Below are 1194 nucleotides of genomic sequence, written 5' to 3'. Positions count from 1 at the left end.
TGCTTGTGCAAGCTCGATTAACACCAAGTCCCCGGCCTCATGCCCACACGTGTCATTGACTTGTTTAAAATAATCCGCATCAATCATGATACAAACCAAAGGCAGTGTTTTGTGCTCCGTGTCATCCCAAAGCTTTTTCAACGTTTTGATTGCACTGCGTCGATTAGGAAGTTGAGTTAATGAGTCCGTTAATGACAGCGCTTCCAGCTGCTTATTTGCCGTTAACAACTGGTTCGTTCTTGCTTCTACTTTTTCTTCTAATTCCAAATTGAGTTTTAAGAGATCACGATTACGTTCGGACACTTGAGAAAACAGCGCATTGAGTGCTTCTAGTAATGGCTCGGTAGACGCGTTAGCTTGTTGCTCTTGTTCGCGATAAGCTTCTAAAGGAGAAACGCCTCGTTCGATGGCTTTGATCTGTTTCGCCATATTTTGATCGATGCCAAGAATGTGGTACGCCAACCAATGAATGAGAAAATCCAACAACTGCTCCGCTGATTGCCGATTATCTTCGTTAATAAAACTTTGCATGCTGACAAAATCGCCCATAAAAGTGCGATGTACTTGAATATGCTTTTGGAGATGCTCGTGATGAATCCCCACTTCTCTCATTAAATTTTCCTCTTCTTTGAAGTGAAATTCGGCGTAACGAGAGAGTTCAAATAACGCGCTCTGAATATCCGCTATCGAAATCGTGTTTCGCGTCAAAAGTTTGCCGTACTTATTAATAAACTCAACGCGATACTGGTGTTGATCGTCAACATCTTCGATTCCTGTTTCAAAATAGATGTCCCAACGAAATGAATTCAACGTTACTACTCCCAATATCGACGAGTCTATATCAAGTCACTATGAGCAACCTGAAATGCCACAATAAATATAGGGAATAGTAACGATAAAAGTTTTCTAACACCCCACTGAGTAGTCAAAATAATGACAAAGATCTCCATGATGGACTATTTTCGCTAAGCAATTCAGCAAATCTAAAAATAATACTGTATAGAGAGTTCAATAAAATCGTCGTCTCGAGCAAAATAAAGTAAGTCTGTCGGCGTATTATTTTTAAATAACCACGCATCAACTTGCCACTTCAGATGGTTCGATATTCTGCTAGAGGCTTCTAACTTTGCGTTATAAACATCTGAGTTATCCAAATCTTGCGTAATCCCAGTGAGAATTTCAGTTCCATCCTCA

The 1194-nt window shown here is 40.1% G+C and carries 1 protein-coding gene and 1 pseudogene; both read right to left on the bottom strand.

Going from position 1 to position 1194, the window contains the following annotated elements; translation table 11 throughout:
* A partial coding sequence (locus tag R7Q48_RS24455) for a GGDEF domain-containing protein (protein WP_318132687.1) occupies positions 1-810 on the bottom strand: 810 nt, incomplete at its 3' end.
* A gap of 173 nt (positions 811-983) precedes the next feature.
* Positions 984-1194 (bottom strand): annotated as a pseudogene (locus tag R7Q48_RS24450) (hypothetical protein); the annotation flags it as partial.

It is taken from the genome of Vibrio sp. 378 (genome assembly GCF_033339435.1).
The sequence above is the reverse complement of the archived record's forward strand: the minus strand, read 5'-3'. Positions and strand labels throughout refer to the sequence as shown.